The sequence below is a fragment of the Actinomyces howellii genome (assembly GCF_900637165.1).
Taxonomy (GTDB): Bacteria; Actinomycetota; Actinomycetes; order Actinomycetales; family Actinomycetaceae; genus Actinomyces; species Actinomyces howellii.
On the sequence record NZ_LR134350.1, the window covers coordinates 1,498,046 to 1,514,744 of the forward strand.

General features: G+C 72.4%; 13 protein-coding genes and 1 pseudogene. 2 read left to right on the top strand and 12 right to left on the bottom strand.

Annotated elements, in window-relative coordinates:
• Positions 1 to 61 precede the first annotated feature (61 nt).
• The 6 genes and pseudogenes from EL245_RS06295 to EL245_RS06320 form a co-directional block, all read right to left on the bottom strand.
• On the bottom strand, positions 62 to 760 hold the full coding sequence (locus tag EL245_RS06295; RefSeq protein WP_126382382.1) for a 4'-phosphopantetheinyl transferase family protein: 699 nt from the start codon (positions 758 to 760) through the stop codon (positions 62 to 64).
• Positions 760 to 1,236 (bottom strand): D-aminoacyl-tRNA deacylase, encoded by a 477-nt coding sequence (dtd, locus tag EL245_RS06300; RefSeq protein ID WP_126382383.1) that lies wholly within the window; start codon positions 1,234 to 1,236, stop codon positions 760 to 762. The genes EL245_RS06295 and dtd overlap by 1 nt, the downstream gene beginning before the upstream one ends.
• Positions 1,236 to 1,589 carry a DUF2516 family protein gene (locus tag EL245_RS06305; protein WP_126384155.1) on the bottom strand — a complete coding sequence of 118 codons (354 nt, stop codon included), beginning with the start codon at positions 1,587 to 1,589 and terminating at the stop codon, positions 1,236 to 1,238. Before EL245_RS06305 ends, dtd begins: the two co-directional genes overlap by 1 nt.
• A gap of 1,119 nt (positions 1,590 to 2,708) precedes the next feature.
• A complete protein-coding gene (gene ygfZ, locus EL245_RS06310; RefSeq protein ID WP_126382384.1) occupies positions 2,709 to 4,028 on the bottom strand; it encodes a CAF17-like 4Fe-4S cluster assembly/insertion protein YgfZ in 1,320 nt (439 codons plus the stop codon).
• Between the two features lie 173 nt (positions 4,029 to 4,201).
• A pseudogene (locus EL245_RS06315) lies at positions 4,202 to 4,897 on the bottom strand (FABP family protein); the annotation flags it as partial.
• A 422-nt stretch (positions 4,898 to 5,319) separates the two neighbouring features.
• The gene (locus tag EL245_RS06320; RefSeq protein WP_126382385.1) at positions 5,320 to 5,991 is read right to left on the bottom strand and encodes a winged helix-turn-helix domain-containing protein; all 672 of its coding nucleotides are present in this window, start codon (positions 5,989 to 5,991) and stop codon (positions 5,320 to 5,322) included.
• On the opposite strand from EL245_RS06320, the gene EL245_RS06325 reads away from it, so the two are divergent.
• Together EL245_RS06325 and EL245_RS06330 are read left to right on the top strand one after the other, a co-directional pair.
• Positions 5,984 to 6,979, top strand: a complete 996-nt coding sequence (locus EL245_RS06325) for a tellurium resistance protein TerC (RefSeq protein WP_456297952.1) — start codon at positions 5,984 to 5,986, stop codon at positions 6,977 to 6,979. The two genes, EL245_RS06320 and EL245_RS06325, sit on opposite strands and share 8 nt — an antisense overlap.
• A 157-nt stretch (positions 6,980 to 7,136) precedes the next feature.
• A complete protein-coding gene (locus EL245_RS06330; RefSeq protein ID WP_126382387.1) occupies positions 7,137 to 8,513 on the top strand; it encodes a hypothetical protein in 1,377 nt (458 codons plus the stop codon).
• 194 nt (positions 8,514 to 8,707) lie between these two features.
• Here EL245_RS06330 and pstB read toward each other — a convergent pair whose 3' ends face one another.
• The 6 genes from pstB to EL245_RS06360 form a co-directional block, all read right to left on the bottom strand.
• On the bottom strand, positions 8,708 to 9,487 hold the full coding sequence (gene pstB, locus EL245_RS06335; RefSeq protein ID WP_126382388.1) for a phosphate ABC transporter ATP-binding protein PstB: 780 nt from the start codon (positions 9,485 to 9,487) through the stop codon (positions 8,708 to 8,710).
• A gap of 36 nt (positions 9,488 to 9,523) precedes the next feature.
• Complete coding sequence (gene pstA, locus EL245_RS06340; RefSeq protein WP_126382389.1) at positions 9,524 to 10,657, bottom strand: phosphate ABC transporter permease PstA; 1,134 nt, start codon at positions 10,655 to 10,657, stop codon at positions 9,524 to 9,526.
• 1 nt (position 10,658) lies between these two features.
• On the bottom strand, positions 10,659 to 11,591 hold the full coding sequence (gene pstC / locus EL245_RS06345; protein WP_126384158.1) for a phosphate ABC transporter permease subunit PstC: 933 nt from the start codon (positions 11,589 to 11,591) through the stop codon (positions 10,659 to 10,661).
• A 139-nt stretch (positions 11,592 to 11,730) separates the two neighbouring features.
• Positions 11,731 to 12,810 (bottom strand): phosphate ABC transporter substrate-binding protein PstS, encoded by a 1,080-nt coding sequence (gene pstS, locus EL245_RS06350; RefSeq protein ID WP_126382390.1) that lies wholly within the window; start codon positions 12,808 to 12,810, stop codon positions 11,731 to 11,733.
• Positions 12,811 to 13,006: 196 nt separating this feature from the next.
• Positions 13,007 to 14,026: an NUDIX hydrolase gene (locus tag EL245_RS06355; RefSeq protein WP_126382391.1), complete on the bottom strand. Its 1,020-nt coding sequence runs from the start codon at positions 14,024 to 14,026 to the stop codon at positions 13,007 to 13,009.
• A 16-nt stretch (positions 14,027 to 14,042) separates the two neighbouring features.
• Positions 14,043 to 16,676, bottom strand: coding sequence for an RNA degradosome polyphosphate kinase (locus EL245_RS06360; protein ID WP_126382392.1), 2,634 nt, complete (start codon positions 16,674 to 16,676; stop codon positions 14,043 to 14,045).
• Between the last annotated feature and the right edge of the window lie 23 nt (positions 16,677 to 16,699).

Here is a 16,699-nt window from a genome sequence, read left to right on the forward strand (position 1 = left end):
CAACCGAGCCGCATCGGGGCGGTGGACGACGTGACGACCACGTCCTGCTCCCGGACGTCTCTTATCTTCGTTCGTCGGGGTTCTGAGGATCCCGCCACCTGCCCCGCGGCACCGCGAGGGCGCTGACGAGCGTCTCCCCGCTGCACGCCCACACCCCGCCGTAGCGGGAGCCGCCGGCCCCGCCGGCTTCCAGGCTCACCACGAAGGTCCCGTCCGGGTCGATCACGACCTCGGCCTCCTCGAAGCCGAGCCACACGCCCTCCAGTGGGAACCACGCCTTGTACACGCTCTCCTTGATGGAGAACAGGAGACGGTCGAAGCACACCTGCGGATGCTGCGCGAAGAGCCGGGCGCACCGGCGGGACTCCTCGGGCGAGGCCACCTGCCTCTCGACGCCGTCGGGCAGCGGGGCGTTGGGCTCGGCGTCGATGCCGATCGCGTCGAGAGCCTCCGCCGGGGCCACCGCCGCGGCCCGGTAGCCGGCGCAGTGGGTCATCGAGCCGACCACGCCACGGGGCCAGACGGGCTCGCCGTGCCGGCCCGGCACCTGGACCGGGCGCTCATGTCCCAGGGCGCGCAGCGCCCAGCTCGCGCAGCCGCGCACCGTCGTGAACTCGGCACGCCGCTTGTCCACGGCCCGGGCGATGTAGTCGCGCTCCTCCGGGTGCAGGCAGACGCTCAGCTCGGTGCGGGTCTCGACCACGACCACCGGTTCCAGCACGATCGCACTCAGCAGCCGCGGCGTCGTATCTGCGCCCATCAGGCCTCCAACAGGATCGTGACCGGACCGTCGGCCTCCATGTCGATCATCATGTGGGCGCCGAAGCTGCCCGTGGCTACCTCCAGGCCGCGCTCGCGCAGCCCGGCGGCGACCGCCTCGACCAGGGGCTCGGCCACCGGGCCGGGCGCCGCCGCGTTCCACGAGGGGCGCCTGCCCTTGCGCACGTCGGCGTAGAGGGTGAACTGGGAGACGACGAGAACGGGGGCGCCCAGGTCAGTCACCGAGCGCTCGGACCCACGCCCCGACCCGCCGGCCTCGGCGTCCTCCCCGGGCTCGAAGAGCCTCAGCTCGGCGATCTTGCGGGTGATCGTGGCGACCTCGGCCGGACCGTCGTCGTGCGTGGCGCCGACGAGGGCGAGCAGGCCGGGCCGGGTGATCTCGCCGACGACGACGGGCCCGTCGGCCCCCTCGACACGGACCGCGGCGCGGCGCACCCGTTGCAGGACGGCGCGCATCAGTGCCAGCCCGTGCCCGGACCGCCGCGCCCGGGCTTGCGGATCCTCGAGCGCACCGTGACCGGCTTGAACATCTTGAGTGCGGGGCGCACGTCGGCCAGGTAGACGCAGCTGGCCACGACAGCCAGCAGCCCGAACATTGAGGCCGCCCCCATGAGGACGATGACCGCGGCGGCCCCACCGGTGACGGCCAGCCAGAAGCCCTTCGTGCGCTTGCCCGCGGCGACGAAGTGCTCCGCGGGACGCAGGAAGGCGTCGATGAACGCCCACAGCCCCAGGACGATGGCGATGACGTGCATGGCGGTCCCGATCCACTGGACAGCCAGAACGACGTACACGGCGATGGTCTCCATGATGGTCACCTCTCCACCCTATCGGTCGTGTCACTCCCCCGACACCGCGAGATCGGGACTAATGACACCTCGAGATCGGGGGAAGTGGCACCGCGAGATCGGGACTTATGGCACCTCGAGATCGCCGCATCTGGCACAGTTCTGGCGCAGCGTGCCAGGTGCCCCGCTCGGCGTCGAACACGGGGGCCTCCCGCATCGCCGATGCACGACCCGGCCTCGACCCGACAGGGCGGGTGCGGTGCGAGCGGTGGGCCCGGTCGACGGCGTTGCCAGCACGGGTTGACGGGCCGGCGCCCCGGCGTGACGGTCAGCCGGGGGCCTCCGCAGCGGGCGGCCCACACCCCCACCAGGGTGTGATGCACAGAACAGACATGTGATGGCCGGGGGTCGGCGGGGAGAAACCGCGGAATCCCGCGGATCCCCCCGGCCAGCCCCCATCGCGGGGACGGCCGTGGAGGCCTGAGATGTGCAACGACCCCCTCGACGCACACAGACACCCGCTCCGCCTGCTACAAGACGATCATTATTCCGCTCAATCACGGGCGTCGGCCTGGGCCGCGAGGGTAGTTGATGTGTGCACCACCTCGCCGCCCCCACCAGCACACCCACCCACGGAGGTCGAGGCCGGGCCCCCGGTCCAGCCGACACCGACCAGCCCGGCCCCGGCATGCCCCCGGACCGGCCAAGGCCGGCCAACCCGGCCCCGGTCCGGCTCCGGTCTGGCCAACGCCGACCAGCCCGGTCCCGACCCGGCCCAGTGCCGAACACCACGGCTGACAGGGCACACACCCCGTCCCCGCACACCCCGACCACCCTCGACCGGTCATGTAACTCCCGACCGGTCATGTAACTCTCGACCGGGCTTTCGCTGTCACATAGACGGTCGACAGTCACATGACCGGTCGATGAAGAGACGGGCCGGACGCCCCGGCGGGGGCTCGGCGAGAAGACCAGCCCGATGTACCACTTCCCCCGAACTCGAGGTGCCACTTCCCCCGAACTCGAGGTGTCACTTCCCCCGAACTCGAGGTGTCACTTCCCCCGAACTCGAGGTGTCACTTCCCCCGATCTCGGGGTGTCATAAGTCCCGATCTCGAGGGGAAGGGAGACCGGCCGCGCTCAGCGCAGCAGACCGGGGCGCAGCCCGGCTCCCGGGCGCTGGGCAGGGCTTGCCTGGGCGCGGCCCTCGGGGGAGACGAGGAGCTCCTGGACGGCGTCGACCCGGTCAGCAGACGGTTCCCCGGTCGAGCCGGCCAGGACCGCGCCGAGGCCCGCAGCGCCACCAGGGCCGCCGAGGCTCGCCACGCCACCGGGGCCGGCGAAGCCGCCAAGGCCAGCGGCGCCACCGGGACCACCGGCCTGGGGCCCGTCGTCGACATCGACCACCTCAACGGTCAGCGCCTCCTCGGGCGGCACAGCTCGTCGCAGCAGGGCCAGGGCGAGGGGCCCGTAGTCGTGGTGGCGCACCGCCGAGGTGACAGCGCCCACCACCGCCTCGCCCATCCGCACCGCCGCCCCCGGCACGGGGGTGCGCCCAGTCAGACCGTCGAGCTGGAGCACCGTGAGCCGACGCGGGGGGCGTCCCAGGTTGAGGGTCCGCGCGACCGTCTCCTGACCCGGGTAGCAGCCCTTGGTGAGGTGGACGGCTGTGCGCAGCCAGTCGAGCTCGTGGGGGATGGCCCTCTCGTCGACCTCGCGGGCCCAACGCGGCCGGCCGGCCTCGACCCGCAGGGCCTCCCAGGCCAGCGAGCCGGCCGCCTCAGCTCGCGCGGAGACCTGCGTACCGGTGCCAAAGGCCTCGACGACCTCGGTCACCACCGCTGCAGGCACGAGCACCCAGCCGGCGTCGTAGGAGGAGCCCGGGTGGGGGCGGGTCAGGCCGACGTCGTAGCTCGTCCCACCCTCGACCACACCCGGCCACGGGTCGCGCCAGGTGCCCAGCAGCGCGTGCGAGGCCCCCACCTGCACCTGGCGGGCCGCCTCCTCCACTCCCGCGACGCCCGGTCCCATCGCCCCCAGGACCGCCACGTCCTCCCGGGAGCGGACCTCGACGCGCAACATGAAGCGCATCGAGTCGAGAAACTCCGCCAGACCCGGGCCCCGGCCGGCCTCGGTGACGAGCAAGAGGCGCTCGCCGTCGTCGAGGGCTGCCAGGGCGTGGGTGATGCGCCCTCGGGAGTCAAGCAGGAGGGTCTCGGCGCCGCCGTCGTCAGGGGCCAGGGAGGTGAGCACCTGGCTGGACAGGGTCGTCATCCAGCTGAGCCGGTCGGGTCCCGTCACCTCGACGACGTCGCGGGCCAGGGCACTCACCGCGCGACCGGACTCCAGGAGGACCTGCTCGCGCAGGGGGTCGCCGAAGTGGGCCGGGACGAGGGCGTCGGGGTCGTCGGGCGGGTTGTCGACGGCGCCCGGCCGAGCGTGCAGCGGTGAGCGCTTCATCGCAGCTCGTCAGGGTCGGTGGCGGGCGGCGCGTCGGCCAGACCCGTGGCAGGCGGCGCGTCGGCCGAGTGGGTGGCGGGCGGCGCGTCGGCCGGACCGGTAGGGCTGGTAGGGCCGGCCGGACCGGTCGAATGAGGCTGACCGGTCGGGCCCGCTGCGCGGCCCGCAGGACCTGTGCCGGCCCGCCCGGCGTCGTCGCCCGCTTCGTCGCCGGTCTCGCGGCCGGTGCCGGCCCCGGTCTCGCGACCGGTGTCCTCCTCGGTGTCGTCCTCGATGCGGCCCAGGCGCCCCGAGGCGTAGGTGCGCAGGTCCTCGGCCCCGAAGGCGGCCATGTCCTGGGTCCACATGAGGTCCCCGCCGACGAGCCCCACCATGCGGCTCATCTCGGTGACCTCCGCCGCGGTTCGCGTTCGACCCACGGCCTGAGTGGTCAGCTGGGCGCGCGGCCCCTGGATCCAGCCCTCCCACACCGCGACGTGGCCCGCGGGGTCGGTCGAGACGAGCTCGAGGGAGGTCACAGGGGTCGGCGGGGGCCCACCGACGCCGTCGGCCTCGGGCACCTCCTGGCCGACAGGGCGCCAGTAGGAGGTCTCAGTCGACCACACCTGGGCGGGCGTGAGGCGGGCGGCGCCCTCACGGCCCGGGGTCTCGAAGTCGAGGTCCTCCGAGCGCGTGGAGTCCACCGTCCAGATGGTCGTCACCTGTCGCAGGTACGGGCCGCCGTCGTGGTCGAAGACCATCTCCTGGACCACGGCCTGCTCGGGCACGGTCTCGCCGTAGGTGAGGATGCCGTAGCCGCGCCACCGGCCCACGAGCCACGCCAGGGGGTAGATCTCGGGGGCGAGGTCGTCGGGGAGTGTGAAAGCCATGCCCGCAGGTTACGTGCCCCGACACCGGAGCGGAAAAGCGCGTGGCGGGCGGCGGCCGAGGCCGGGTACCCGCCCCTGGCGTCATGACGAAATGAGACACCCGAGGCCATCCCCAGGATCTCGACGACGACGGACCCGGAAGGGGACGTCGGGCCGGAGAGCGCCAGTCGGCGCGAATGCCGCTCGTGGCGGCTTGAGGTGGAGCCCGGGGCCCGTCACGGCCCGACGTCGGACCCAGGGTACCCCCTGACGGCGGGGCCTCGCCGCGCAGCCAGCACCCGGGCTCAGGACCGGGCCGAACCCGGGCTCAGGACCCGGCCGGGACCCGGGCCGGACCCGGCCGGGACCCGGGCTCAGAACCGGGCCGAACCCAGGCCGGGACCCGGGCTCAGGACCAGACCGGACCCGGGCCGGACCCGGCCTCAGGGCTCGGTCGGGGCCTCGAGGCGGTAGCCGACGTTGCGCACGGTGCCGATGAGGTAGTCGTGCTCGGTGCCGAGCTTGGCGCGCAGACGTCGGATGTGGACGTCGACCGTGCGCGAGCCGCCGATGTAGTTCTCCCCCCAGACCTCGTCGAGCAGGGCGTCACGGGTCAGGACCCGCCCGGGGTTGAGGGCCAGGTACTTGAGCAGCTCGAACTCCTTGTAGGTGAGGTCGATGAGCGTGCCCCGGATGCGGGCGGTGTAGGCGGTCGTGTCGATGACGAGCTCTCCGACCTCGATCCGGTCGTCGTTGACCGGCTCGAGCACCGTCGTGCGGGTGCGCAGGAGGCGCAGGCGGGCGGCGAGCTCGGCCGGGCTGGCCCCGGACATGACGAAGTCCGCGGCCCCCCAGTCGGGCTGGACCACCGCCGCCCCACCCTCCTCGAGCACGACGAGGATCGGACCGCAGTCCATGGGACCCGACAGGAGCTGGCACAGGGCGCGGGCGCGCATGAGGTCGCCGCGGGCGTCGACCATGACGACGTCCGCGCGGTCGATCGCGGCGTAGGACGAGGGCGTGGGTGTGAGGCACTCGACGTGAGAGTCGAGGAAGCAGGCCGACGGAAGCGCGGTGGCCACGTCGGTCTCGTGGGTGAACATGATGATGTGCACGCCTCGTTCTCTCCTTCCGCACTGGGCGGGGCTCCGGGTGACAGTGAACCACATCGTGTCGTTACAGGTATGGGACGATGCCCCTGTGAGCACCCAGGACACCACCTCCTCGACGCCCGCCGATCCTCGGTCAGGCGCCGCTCCCCGTCCAGGCAGCCACGGGACCCGCCTGGGAGGCAATGAGCCCACGGAGATGGGGCTGGTCGACCCGGCGTGGACGCGCCTGGCCGTGGCGGGCGTCGTCCCCCTACTCCTGGCGGTGTCGGCCGCGCTGCCCTCGTGGACTCGGCTGCTCGTCGTCGTCCTGCTCATCCCGCTGGTCGCCCAGGGCTGGCCGGCCCTCGTGCGCTCCCAGCACGACCAGGGCTCGACGGCCGTCGTCGCCCTGACCGGTCTGATCTCCGCGGTGGCGGTCTCCCTGCGAGAGGACTTCGGCAGCGCGGGGGTGGTCATGGCCTTCAGCGTCCTGGCGGCCTTCGTCGCTCAGATGCTGCGCCGCGACGGACGGGAGGGGCTCGTCGAGGACCTGTCGGCCACCGTGACCGGCTGCCTCATCGTGGTCTCGGGCGCCGGCTGGTGCGCCCTGGAGCGGGGGCTGGCCGACCCCGCCGTGGCCGTGCCCTGCGCGCTGGCGCTGTTCACCGGGGCTCTGCTCACGGTCCTCGAGGTGCGCGCCACGGTCCTGGAGGCCCTGACCATGACGGTACCGGCCCTCGTGGCGGGCGTCGCCGGCGGTGCCCTGGCCGCCGTCGGGTTCTTCGGGCCTAGCCACGTCGGACCGGTGGCCTCCCTGCAGTCGGCCGCGGCGTGCCTCGTCGTCGGATTCGTGGCCGGCGTGCTCATGGCGGCCGCGAACCGCGTGCTGTGGACGCACCGCTGGGTTCCCGGTGGGCGCGCGGCGGTCGCCAGCGCGATCGTCCCGATCCTGGCGCTGGGCGCTCCGGTCTACGCCATCGCCCGGCTCATGGGCGCCTTCGTCGCCGGCTGACCCCTTCCCCCCCCCGCCCTCACCCCCTCCCCTTCTCGCGCCCCTTCCCGCGAGATCGGGACAAATGACACCGTGAGATCGCCGCATCTGGCACGGTTATCCACAGGTGTCGACGATACGGTGGTGTCCGAGGCTCCTGTGCGCGCAGGCTTCAGGCATGTGCCCTGCATCTCATCACCCCAGCCCCGCGAACCACGCACCGCCCCCTGCTGTCGGCATCGACGACGCCACCGGCCCGGTCCCCGACGACGCCACCGGGCCGAGCCCCAGCGGCACCACCCGCCCGAGCCCCGACGACGCCACCGGCCCGGTCCCCGACGACGCCACCGGGCCGAGCCCCAGCGGCACCACCCGCCCGAGCCCCGACAACGCCACCGGCCCGGCCCCCGACAACGCCACCGGCCCGGCCCCCGACCGGGCGACTGCCTCGTCCCGCCATCGCGCAGCGGACCCGTCACGTCACCTCGCCACCGCCCCGGCGCTGCGCCGTCAGGACTTCGGCAGACGTGAGCTCTACGGCCTCCTCGACACCGGATCGCTGCGCCGTCTGCGCCGCGACACCTACGTGCGAAGCGCACCGGACGCCCCGTCGTGGCGCCGTCAGGCCGAGGAGCACGCGGCGGTCCTTCACGCGATCATCACCCAGGGCGTCACCGGCGTCGTGGCCCTGGAGAGCGCGGCGATCCTGCACGGCGGACGCTGCCTGAGCCAACCCGCCCACGTCGACCTCGTCGTGACCTGGAACGACGGCGGGCTGCGCCGCGCTCCCACGCGGCTGCTCCCGGATCGTCCGCCGAGCAGGGACCTGGCGCCCGGGGACAGGCGCAGGGCGCTGCGCCGTCGGCCGATCGTCAGGCACCGATTCGACCTCGAGCCCGACGACGTCGTCGAGCTGGGGAGCCTCCGGCTGACCGGGCTGGAACGGACCATCGAGGACTGCGCCCGCTTCCTCGAGCCCGACCGCGCGCTGGCGGTGGTCGACTCGCTCTTCGCCGTCGCCGTCGGCGCCGGTGATCGACCCTGGGACCGACGGGCGGCGATCGACGCCGCCGCGGGGCGCCTGCGGATGCGGCTCCTCGAGCGTCTGGCCGCCAGACGGGGCGAGCGAGGGGTGCGGCGTGCGCGCGCCGTCATCAACACGGCGACGCCGTGGAGCCAGTCGGTGTGGGAGTCGGAGCTGAGGCGCCTGTGCCTTGTCCACGGCCTGCTCCCGCCCGAGCCGCAGATGCCCGTGGGGCTTCCGGGCGTGACGTACTACGTGGACCTGGGCTGGCGCTCGGAGCACGTGGCGGTCGAGGTCGACGGCGAGATCAAGTACGCCGAGACGCCCGCCGAAGTCCTTGCCGCTCAGGTTGTGCGCCAGGAACGGATCGAGGCCCAGGGATTCGAGGTGGTACGACTGACACCGGCGGAGGTCCGTGACGGTGGTCGAGCGCTGGAGGCGCTGCGTAACGCGCTGCCGCTGACGGCGAGCGAGGGCCGACCGCTCCCCGAGCTGCGCACACCGCGGGAGCGGCGGGCTGCTCTGTCATGAGCCCACCGCCCTCGCGGTTGGGGCAGGTGCCATATGTCCCGATCTCGAGGTGTCATTAGTCCCGATCTCGAGGTACCACTTCCCCCGATCTCGAGGTGCCACTTCCCCCGATCTCGAGGTGTCATTAGTCCCGATCTCGCGGGAGGGCGGGAGGGCGGGAGGGCGGAGGGCAGGAGGGCGGGAGGGCGGGCGGGTCAGCCGAAGCGGCCGGAGATGTAGTCCTCGGTGGCCTGCTCGGAGGGGGCGGAGAAGATCTTGTCGGTCGTGTCGAACTCGACGAGCTGGCCGGGCTTTCCGGTGGCCTCGAGGTTGAAGAAGCCCGTCATGTCCGAGACCCGGGAGGCCTGCTGCATGTTGTGGGTGACGATGACGATCGTGTAGTCCTCCTTGAGCTCGGCGATGAGGTCCTCGATGGCGAGGGTCGAGATCGGGTCGAGGGCCGAGCAGGGCTCGTCCATGAGCAGGACCGAGGGCTTGACGGCGATGGCCCGAGCGATGCACAGCCGCTGCTGCTGACCGCCGGACAGACCCGATCCGGGCCGGTCGAGCCGGTCCTTGACCTCGTCCCACAGGTTGGCCCCGCGCAGCGACTTCTCGACGAGCTCGGCGGCCTCGTCCTTGGGCATGCGGCGGTTGTTGAGCCGCGCCCCGGCCAGGACGTTCTCAGCGATCGACATCGTGGGGAAGGGGTTGGGCCGCTGGAAGACCATGCCGATGGCGCGCCGCACCTGCACCGCGTCGACGTTGGGGCCGTAGAGGTTGACGCCGTCGACGACGACCTGCCCCTCGACCCGCGCCCCGGGGATGACCTCGTGCATGCGGTTGAGCGTGCGCAGGAAGGTCGACTTCCCGCATCCCGAGGGGCCGATGAGAGCGGTCACCGACCGCGGCTCGATGGAGACGTTCACGTCCTTGACGGCCAGGAAGTCGCCGTAATAGATGTTCTCGTTGATGACGTCGATGCGCTTGGACATGGGCTTTCCTTGATGTGGGAGTGCGGGGGCGCGTCCTCAGCGCCGCCCGCCCTTGGGGCTGAGGTAGACGGAGACGAGCCTGGCCAGGAGGTTGAGGACCATGACGATGACGATGAGGGTGAGCGCCCCCGCCCAGGCGCGCTCCATCGCGGCGGTCTCCCCGCGCGAGTACTGGTCGTAGACGAGCACCGGCAGGGTGGCCATGGAGCCCTCGACCGGGTTGACGTTGGTGCGCACGGTCAGGCCCACGGTGATGAGCAGCGGGGCGGTCTCACCGATGACCCGGGCGATGGCGATCATGATCGAGGTGGTGATGCCCGCCACCGCGGTGCGCAGGACGACCTTGACGATCGTGAGCCACTTGGGCACGCCCAGCGCGTAGCTGGCCTCGCGCAGCTCGTTGGGCACGAGCCGCAGCATCTCCTCCACGCCTCGGATGACCACCGGGGTCATGAGCACGCTCAGCGCGACGGCCCCGATGATGCCCGCCTGGTAGCGCGGGCCCATGATCATGAGGAAGAGGGTGTAGGCGAACAGGCCGGCCACGATCGAGGGGATGCCGGTCATGACGTCGACGAGGAAGGTGACGGCGCGGGCCACCCACCCGCCGTCGTACTCCACGAGGAAGATCGCGGTGAACAGTCCCAGCGGGACCGAGATGAGGGTGGCGATGCCGGTGATCTCCAGGGTGCCGATGATGCCGTGGTAGACCCCTCCGTTGGTGTCGTCGGCGCCCCGCATGTTGGTCAGGAGGAAGTCGGGGCCGAAGCGCTGGGCCCCGCCGACGACGACCATCCACACGAGCGAGACGAGGGGGACCATGACCAGCGCGAAGGCGAGGTAGACCAGGACGGTCAGCGCGGTGTTCCTCCCCCACCGCTCCCCCTCCTTGACCCAGGACACGGCGGTGGCGGACACGACCCAGACCAGGGCGGTCAGCACGAGGATCGCGGGGGCGCCCAGGCCCGCGGCCAGGCCGGCTCCCCCGACGACGACGAAGGATGCGCCCAGGGCCGCCCACACGAACCACTCGGGCAGGCGCTGGGAGGTCAGGGGCACGCCGTCGACGACGGGGACCGGGTCGGCCAGCGGGTCGGCGGGGTCGACCCGCAGGACCGGCTCGGGGGCGCTGGGGCGCCGGCCGCGTACAGGTGGGGTGGAGGTGCTCATGTCAGTTGGCTCCCGAGAACTCGGAACGTCGGGCGATGAACCAGCGGGCCGCGGAGTTGACCGCGAAGGTGATGAGGAACAGGACCAGCCCGGTGGCGATGAGGACGTTGACGCTCAGGCCGTAGGCCTCGCGGAACTGCCCCGCGATGTTGGCGGCGATCGTCTGGTGCTGACCGGCCTGGAGGAGGTGGAGGTTGATGGACAGCCCGCTCGACAGGATCATGAGCACGGCCATCGTCTCCCCCAGGGCGCGCCCCAGCCCGAGCATCGAGGCCGACACGATGCCCGAGCGCCCGAAGGGCAGGACCGCCTGGCGGATCATCTCGTAGCGGGTGGCGCCCAGGGCCAGGGAGGCCTCCTCGTGAAGAGTGGGCGTGGCCAGGAAGACCTCGCGGATCGTGGCGGTGATGATCGGCAGGATCATGACCGACAGGACGAGGGAGGCGGTCAGGATGTTCTTGGCCGGGGCCTGGTAGTCGGCGAAGAGCGGGATGAAGCCCAGGTGGTCGGTCAGCCACGTGTAGAAGGGGCTGAGCAGGGGCACGAGCCACAGGAAGCCCCACAGGCCGAAGACGACCGAGGGGATCGCGGCCAGCAGGTCGACGAGGTAGCCCAGCCCCTGGGCGAGGCGCCGCGGGGCGAAGTGGGAGATGAACAGGGCCACGGCGATGCTTAGGGGGACGGCGGCTCCCAGGGCCAGGACGCTGGACAGGAGGGTGCCGAACACGAGCGGGGCGACGTAGGCCCACAGGCTGCGCTCCTTCATGAAGGACACGTCGGCCAGGTCCTCGCCGGAGGCGGTCAGGGCGGGCAGCGACCTCGAGATGAGGAAGGCCGTCACCAGTGCGAGGACCGCCATAATGAGGATGCCCGAGCCGAAGGACAGGCCGGTGAAGACGCGGTTGCCCGCTCGTCCCGGTGCCCTGCCCGCCATGACGGGCACGGAGTCGGCCGCGGGCCGGTGAGTGGTGGACACGGAGGGTCCTTTCGTTGGGGAGTCGTCTCAGGGGTCTCGGGCGCGCAGGGCCCGGGTGGTGCGGTGCCGCAGGGCGCCGGGGCACGGCGCCCTCGTGTCAGGACCCGATCGTGGAGATCGCCGCGAGTGCCTTGGTCCGCAGCTGCTCGGACAGCGGGGCGCAGCCCGAGGCCTGCGCGGCGACGGTCTGCCCCTCGGCCGAGGCCATGTACTCGAAGTAGGCCCTCACCCCCGAGGTGATCTCGGGGTCCTCGTAGCGCTGGCGGGCCACGAGGTAGGACACGAGGATGATCGGGTAGCCGCCCTGGGCGGTGTAGTCGATCTCGTAGACGACGCGGGTGTCGGTGGCGTCCTGGGCCAGGCCGGACGCCTCGAGGGTGGCGGCGGCCGCCTCGGCGGACAGGGCGGTGAAGACGTCCTGCGTGCCGACGGCGGCGGTGCCCAGCGTCTCGTCGACCTTCGAGGCGTCGGCGTAGCCGATGGTCCCCTCGGCCGAGCGCAGGGTGGACACGAGCCCGGAGGTGCCGTCCCCGGACTGTCCGCCCGACAGCGGCCAGGCGTCGTCGGGATCGTGGGTCCACACCTCGGGGGCGACCGCGGCCAGGTAGGAGGTGAAGCTCTTCGTCGTGCCCGAGTCGTCGGAGCGGTGGACCGGGATGATGGGGGTGGCGGGCAGCTCCACCCCGGGGTTGAGGGCGGTGAGCCTGGAGTCGTCCCAGGTCGTGATCTGCCCGGCGAAGATCTGGGCGACGACCTGCCCGGTCATGTTGACGTGGGTCTGGGCCAGGCCCGGCAGGTTGTAGGCCACCGCGATCGGGGAGATGTACAGGGGGACCTCGACCACGCCCCAGTCGGCCAGCGAGGTGACCTCGTCGTCCTTGAGGGGGGAGTCCGATCCGGCGAAGTCGACGGCGCCCTCGATGAGCTTGGTGCGGCCGGCCCCGGAGCCGCCCCCGGCGTACTCCACGGTCACGCCCGCGTGCACGTCCATGAAGGCGTTGAGCCACGCCTCCTGGGCGTCGGCCTGTGAGGTCGCCCCGGCCCCCTTGACCTCCCCGGACAGCGTGCTGCTGGGGTCGGCGTTCGCTGAGCCGCCGGCGTCGGAGCCGCAGGCGGCCAGGGTGGCCAGTGCGGCGGCCGACAACGCGCCGATCGCGACGCGACGAGTGACGAGCACGAGTAGTCCCTCCTCAGGTGGTCGGCTCGTCCCGGCAGGGCCGGGGCGAGCCGGGTTCTCCGACTGCTCAGGACGGTAGGGAGGCAGGATGACTCTCCCGTGGCCGCACGGTGTCCACCCGAGGTGGGGCCGGTGAACGCGGGGTGAACGAGGCGCCCGCCCGTCGGCTGGTGGCGGGGGCGTGGCGGAGCGCCTCTCAGCGGCCCTCGGACAGGACCGGGCGCTGGATCTCGATGGCCACGGCGCGGATCTTGCGTCGCGGGCGCCGTGCCATGTGGACGACCATGATCTCCCCGGTCTTGAGCCACGGGTCCTGGTCGGGCACGGAGCGCAGGAGCTTGCCCGGGGCGTAGTCGGCCACCGCGTCCATGACCGAGGGCAGCACGGGACGGTGGGTGCACAGGGCGACGGCGGGTCCCCGGCGGCTCAGCTCGTCGGCCACCGCCCTGCGCGCCGCCTTGGGGTCGCGGGAGTGGGCGGCCTCGGTCAGGGCCGGCTCGGTGACCATCGTCAGCCCGGCTGCGCGCACGTAGCACGCCACGGTGTCGTAGCAGCGCCGCCACGGGCTGGTCACGACCCGGCCGACTCCGTAGGCCGCCAGGATCGGCACGAGCGCCCTGGCCCGGACCTCGCCCTGGTCGGAGGTCAGGGGGCGGGTGGCCTCGTCGGCCTCGGCGTCGCGCTTGCGGCGCCGTCGCCACACCGACCGCTTGACGGCACGGGCGTGGCGCACGAGGACGAAGGTCCAGGTGTCGAGCTTGCCGTCCTCCCACAGGTCGACGAGCGAGCCGAGCAGGTCGCGGTCCATCGCGTGGGTGAGCCGCTTGCGGGCCTTGGCCGAGTCGACCCACTCGGCGTCGTCGATCTCGGTGCGCGAGGCGGGGTGGACCGGCTGGCGGGCCCGCACGGCCGGGTCGGCGGTCTCGAGCTCGCGTGCGGCCCAGTAGCTGACCTCCTTGCGGGCGCCGGAGGACAGGCGGTACCTCACCCGCCCCAGGGGCTGGCCCAGGGCCACCTGGGCCCCGGTCTCCTCGGCGACCTCCCGGACCGCGCAGGTGCGCAGGGACTCCCCGGGGTCGACCTTGCCCTTGGGGAAGGACCAGTCGTCGTACTTGGGTCGGTGGACGAGGAGCACCTCCAGCCGACCGCGGCGCTCCCTCCACACGAGGGCTCCGGCGGCGAGCAGGACCCCCCGGTCGCTTGTGCGACGGGTCATCGTGACGCCCCGGGGCTCAGCCCCGGCCCTTGACGCGCGAGCGCGCCCGGGCCATGAGCGTGGTCTGGATGTCCTCGAGCCGGTTGCCCTCGGCGTCGCGCACGTGGCGTGTCCACGTCCCGTCCGGTTCGAGCCACCAGCTGGAGACCTGCGGCGAGGCGGCGTGGGTGACGAGCCACTCGAGCTCGGCGACCATGGCCGGGTCGGTGATGCGCACGAGCGCCTCGACACGGCGGTCGAGGTTGCGGTGCATGAGGTCGGCCGAGCCGATGAACAGCTCGGTGTCGCCGTCGTTGCAGAAGGCGAAGACCCGGGAGTGCTCGAGGTAGCGACCCAGGATCGAGCGGACCCGGATGTTGTCGCTCAGGCCCTCGACCCCGGCGCGCAGGCCGCAGATGCCGCGCACGACGATGTCGACCTCGACCCCGGCCCGGCTGGCGCGGTAGAGGGCGTCGATGGTCGCCTCGTCGACGATCGAGTTGACCTTGATGCGGATCCAGGCCGGGCGGCCGGCACGCCGGGCCTCGATCTCCCGGTCGATGCGCTCGATGAGCCCGTCGCGCACCGTGCGCGGGGCGACGAGCAGACGACGGAAGCGGGCTCGCGGGGCGTAGCCCGAGAGCTGGTTGAACAGGGTCGTCATGTCCTGGGCGACGTCGCGGTCGCAGGTGAGCAGGCCCAGGTCCTCGTAGCCGCGGGCCGTCTTGGGGTGGTAGTTGCCCGTGCCCACGTGGCAGTAGCGGCGCAGGCCGTCGGCCTCCTGGCGCACGACGAGCAGGAGCTTGCAGTGGGTCTTGAGGCCCACCATGCCGTAGACGACGTGGACCCCGGCCCTCTCGAGCTTGCGCGCCCAGGAGATGTTCGCCTCCTCGTCGAAGCGCGCCTTGATCTCGACGATGGCCACGACCTGCTTGCCGGCCTCGGCCGCCTCGATGAGGGCGTCGACGATCGGGGAGTCGCCGCTCGTGCGGTAGAGGGTCTGCTTGATGGCCAGGACCTTGGGGTCGGCGGCCGCCTGGGAGACGAACTCCTGGACGGAGGTCGAGAAGGAGTCGTAGGGGTGGTGGAGCAGGACCTCGTGCTCGCGCATGGCGGCGAAGACGTCCGGGGCCGAGCTCGACTCGTGGGCGGCGAGCCCGGCGGCCGTGACCGGCACGAATCGCGGGTACTTGAGGTCGGGGACGTCGAGGTCGTGGACCTGGTTGAGGGAGGTCAGGTCGAGGGGGGCGGGCAGGCTGAAGACGTCGTCCTCACGCAGGCCCAGGGCCCGCACGAGGTAGCGGCGCACGAAGGAGGAGATCGTGTCCTCGACCTCGAGGCGCACGACGGCGCCGAACCGGCGCTTCTCGAGCTCCTTCTCCATGGCGGTCAGGAGGTTCTCGGCGTCGTCCTCCTCGACCTCGAGGTTCTCGTTGCGGGTGACGCGGAATAGGTGGTGCTCGAGGATGTCCATCCCCGGGAAGAGGTGGTCGAGGTGGCGCGCGATGACGACCTCGAGGGGGATGAGGGCGGCGCCTGCGCGCTTGTCCTTGGCGTTGAGCTCGCGGCCCGGGACGGTGACGAAGCGTGGCAGGGAGTCGGGCACCTTGATCCGCGCGAAGTGCTCCTTGCCTGAACGCGGGTTGCGCAGGAGCACCGCGAGGTTGAGGGAGAGCCCTGAGATGTAGGGGAAGGGGTGCGAGGGGTCGACGGCCAGGGGGGTGAGCACCGGGAAGATCTGGTGGCGGAAGTAGCGGGTGAGTCGCTCGGCCTGCTCGGGGGCGAGCTCGTCCCAGGACAGGATCTCGATGTTGTGCTCGGCCAGACCCGGACGGATCTCCTCCTGGAAGAGGGCTGCCTGACGGGCGGTCAGCGCCTTGGCGCGCTCGGTGACCGCCGCCAGGACCTGGTGGGCGTCCAGGCCCGAGGCGCGCACCGGGGTGATGCCGGCCTTGATGCGCCGCATGAGGCCGGCCACGCGCACCATGTAGAACTCGTCGAGGTTGGAGGAGAAGATCGCGAGGAACCAGGCGCGCTCGAGCAGCGGCAGCTCGGGGTCCTCGGCCTGCTCGAGCACCCGCTCGTTGAAGTCGAGCCACGTCAGCTCGCGGTCGGTGAAGCGGTCCGTGAAGGACTCCAGCGGCGGCAGGTCGGCCTCGGGGTCGACGACGGCGGGCTGGGCGTCCGCGGGGGGCTCGTCGGCCGACGGCGACGGGGACGGAGCCGCCGACGGGGAGGCCGAGGACGAGACGGGCTCGCGGGAGTCGGCGGGCGTGGGCGGGGATCCCGGGGAGGCGGGCGAGCGGGGCGTTGCGGCCTCGCCCGTCGGGGTCGGCGGGGTCGGTGCCGCCGGACGCTCGTCGGCCGGGTCCTCGTCGTCGAAGTCCTCGTCCTCGTACTGGGGTCCGGCGTCGTCGGCGAAGTCGCGGGGGTCGGCCACCTCGATGACGTGGTCCTCGTCCGCGGGCAGCCTGAGCGCACCGTCGGGGTCCTCCCGGTCGTCTGGGAGGTCCGGGTCACGGGAGCCGGCGGGGGTGCCCGGACCGGTCTCCTCAGGCCGGGGGCCCGCGGCCTCAGGCTCCGCAGGGCTCCCGGCCGGCCCGGTCTGTGCACGGGTCCACCCGCCGAGGAAGGAGGACAGGGGCGCGGTGGAGGGGTCGGGCGTCGTCATGAGGGCATCGTCCCACGTCCGAG